The organism is Flavobacterium sp. (assembly GCF_035456085.1).
In the GTDB taxonomy this organism is placed as follows: Bacteria; Bacteroidota; Bacteroidia; order Flavobacteriales; family Flavobacteriaceae; genus Flavobacterium.
Genome location: NZ_DATIDY010000214.1, coordinates 1 through 3,704, shown reverse-complemented (window position 1 = coordinate 3,704; position 3,704 = coordinate 1). Strand labels below are relative to the sequence as shown.

Annotated in this window: 2 protein-coding genes and 1 pseudogene; all 3 read left to right on the top strand. The window is 37.4% G+C overall.

The window, feature by feature from the left end:
• The first annotated feature begins 228 nt into the window (after positions 1 to 228).
• On the top strand, positions 229 to 1,179 hold the full coding sequence (gene mnmL, locus VLC96_RS16310) for a tRNA modification radical SAM protein MnmL/YtqA (RefSeq protein WP_325264620.1): 951 nt from the start codon (positions 229 to 231) through the stop codon (positions 1,177 to 1,179).
• 574 nt (positions 1,180 to 1,753) lie between these two features.
• Positions 1,754 to 3,346 carry a magnesium transporter MgtE N-terminal domain-containing protein gene (locus VLC96_RS16305; RefSeq protein ID WP_325264619.1) on the top strand — a complete coding sequence of 531 codons (1,593 nt, stop codon included), beginning with the start codon at positions 1,754 to 1,756 and terminating at the stop codon, positions 3,344 to 3,346.
• 92 nt (positions 3,347 to 3,438) lie between these two features.
• Positions 3,439 to 3,704 (top strand): annotated as a pseudogene (locus tag VLC96_RS16300) (MFS transporter); the annotation flags it as partial.

Sequence of the window (3,704 nt, the reverse complement as noted above, 5' to 3'; positions counted from 1 at the left end):
AGTATGATTAAGATTGGGGGCTAAAGTAATAGAAAATTATTTCACGGAGACTCGCAAAAGAAGCGCAGAGATTCGCGAAGAGTTTTATTTTTCTCCATAATCTTTGCGAATCTCTGTGTATCCTCTGTGAATCTTTGCGAAACAAACCTTTAGTTTGGCGAAAGCCTATTATGAAATCCTTAACGTAACGACATTATTATCAATGCGTAAAATGTATAATTTTGCAAAATGAATTCAGCTACAGAAAATAACAAAAAAGGATATAAAAACTATGGCACTCATCTCCGTGAAAAATACAACGGAAAAAAAGTGTTCAAAGTAATTGTAGATGGCAATTTTAGTTGCCCAAACCGTGACGGATTAAAAGGTTACGGCGGTTGCACCTATTGCAATACCGATTCTTTCACACCCGATATTTCCCGAAAAGCACCAACCATCGAAGAGCAATTACTGCAAGGGATGGAACGCGCCAAAAATTCATACAAGGCTGATCAATTCATAGTATATTTTCAACCCAACACCAATACGTACGCCAACGTCGATTATCTAAAAACAATCTACGACCGCGCTTTATCGTTCAATCCTGATGAGGTAGTTGGCTTTTCTGTAGGAACAAGACCTGATTGCATCGATGCCGAAAAAGTCGCCTTGCTCGAAAGCTATTGCGACCGATTTGATGTCGATCTCGAAATGGGAATGGAATCGATGTATGACGAAACATTACAAAAAATAAACCGTGGCTGTACTCATGCCGAATTTATTGCAGCTGTAGAATTGTTAAAAGACAGCCCAATCGATTTGTGTGTGCATACCGTTTTTGGATTTCCTTGGGAAACTCACGAAATGATGCTCAACTATATCAATGAAATAAACCGTTTCCCGCAAATAAAATTCGTAAAATTCCACCATTTACACATCGTCGAAGGTTCGATTATGGGCGTGCATTACAAACGAAACCCGTTTCCGCTTTTTACTTTGGAGCAATACACCGATTTGCTTTGCGAACTCATTCCGCTATTACGTCCCGACATCGTCATCCAACGCCTGTTCGGAATCTCCGATTGGGATTTACTCATCGCACCAAATTGGGGTCTCAAAAAAACTGAAATCCAGCATTACATCGACTCCACAATCGAAAAAAGAGGGATTATCCAAGGTTCCAAATACACTGAAAAATAAATTATAGTGTCAAATCGAGCGCAGCCGTGATTTGGGCGTGACCCCATTATGCAAAGGGGCTTAATCTAGCATGCGTTTATACAGCCCCTTTGCATAATGCGGTCGGGCTATCCGCGCTACGTTGGTAGCTTGCTTCTATCCCTCACGCGAATTTCTGCAAAACAAGACATTTAGCCTTCCTAACCGGTTTTTTTTCAAGGTATAATTTGGAATTTGTTTTTAGTATTATTTGTACATTGTCTTTAGTATGATTTTTTATGGTAAGCAATTTATACCTAACAAGTCTCCGAGACCTGTTAGGATTCCGTAAATAAAATTGTGAAAGACTTAATTGTGGTGTAACAAGACCTGTTTCTTATCAAAACCCGAATCTTATTTAAAAAAAAAGCTTAATTTAATGCCAAAAATATTTTAACATATTTAATCTTACCTGATAAAAGTCATATTTTATTGTCCTTTCGACGACTAATTTTACGCTATAAGTAAAGGATTTTTTTGTCTTTTATAATAGGTTTTATGCGAATTTTGGAACCTGACAATTTCAATAACACAAACAAATAATACAGGATAGAATATGAAAACATGGTTAGATAAATGGGATCCGGAAGATGAAGTTTTTTGGAAAAAAACTGGAAGTAAAATAGCTTGGAAGACATTAATAATTACAACTTTTTCATTAATAATGTCATTTGGCTCGTGGTTTATGATGAGTGTAATAGCAGTGAAATTACCAGGTCTTGGTTTTTCATTTTCTAAGGATCAGCTTTTTTGGCTGGTTGCCATTCCTGGATTGGCTGCAGGTTTTTTAAGAATTGTACACACCTTTATTCTGCCGATTTTCGGGACAAGACATGTAGTAACCGTGGCTACTTTGCTTAAATTAATTCCAGCAATTGGAGTTGGATTTGCGGTGATGGACACCAATACTCCTTTTTGGGTATTTGTTCTTTTGGCATTTGCCACAGGCTTTGGCGGTGGAGATTTTTCATCCTTTATGCCTAGCACAAGTTTGTTTTTTCCAAAAAGGTTAAAAGGAACAGCATTGGGAATCCAAGCAGGAATTGGGAATTTTGGCGTTAGTCTAGCTCAATTTGTTACGCCACTTATTTTGAGTGTCAGTATTTATGGTGCTTCATCGGTATTTACAAGCATCGATGCCAAAGAAACGCAAAATGTATTTAAAGACTCAACAATTGGAAAACAAAAAGAAGTTTTCGCAGCTTTGGATGCCAAAGCACAAAATAATATTTTGGCCAATGTAAAGAAGCCAGTATTGGATTCGGTTATCGCGGCAACGGGTTCAAATGATAATGTGGAGATTTTTACAGCATTGCCTCAAAAAGTAAAATCCAAAGCGATTGCTAATGCGAATCCTAAATTGGCTGAAAAAATAATAAACAAAATTAGTCCCGATAATGAGGCTGTTAAAAATATAAATATTTACATTCAATCGGCAGCATTTTGGTATTCCGGATTCCTTTTGGGCTTAGCACTTATCAGTTGGTTATTCTTAAAGAGTATTCCTATGCATTCTTCAATAAAAGAGCAAATGGATATTTTTAAAAATAAACATACTTGGTATTGTACTATTACTTATGTGATGACTTTTGGAACTTTCGCTGGTTTGTCGGCAGCATTTCCATTGATGATTAAATATTTGTACGGAGATTTCCCTGATGCACCGGATCCGTTGGTGTATGCTTTCTACGGCCCGCTTATTGGTTCCGCCAGTAGGGTTGCTTTTGGTTTTGTTGCCGACAAAGTTGGAGGTGCCATATTGACGACCATTACCGGAATTGGAATTTTAACGGGTGCCGTTATTTTGGTTACCCAAGGATTGGTTTCGCCAACGAGCATGGATCAGTTTCCTTTATTTGTAGGGGTTATTTTGGTAATGTTCTTTTTTACGGGAATTGGAAATGCGGGTACTTTTAGACAATTTCCGATCATATTTTCAGAGAATCAGCGTCAAGCTGCGGGCGTAATTGGATGGACTGCCGCAATAGCTGCTTTTGGTCCTTTTATCTTTTCTAAATTAATTGGAAGTAACATCACTGCTAATGGAACTGTAAATCAATTCTTTATTGGTCTAATCCTTTTCACTATATTAGCGACAACAATTAATTGGTGGTTTTACAACCGCAAAGGATGTGAGAAACCGAGCTAGTCGCTAAAAATTCAAAAATGTTTATACTAAAAGGTCTTCAAGACCTGTTAGATATGATTATTAATAGTCTACCACAAAAAAAGCATGTATATATGAAAAACAAAACCTATAATACCAAGGCATTGCTGATAGCGACTGCACTTTCAATTTTTATGATTGTTCTGGTGTTTTATGGTTCCAGAAAATTGCAGAATTTTGATGCGGCACTCGTTACTTATTTATTTGGGACGGTGTTTGCCTTTTTTGGGATTGTGTACCGCTATACGGTTTGGTTGCAGAGACCACCGACTTGGATTTATTTCAAACGTGGGATTACGTATTTGGTAACCGGAAAAGTGTTTTCGCATTTTTGGTTTGC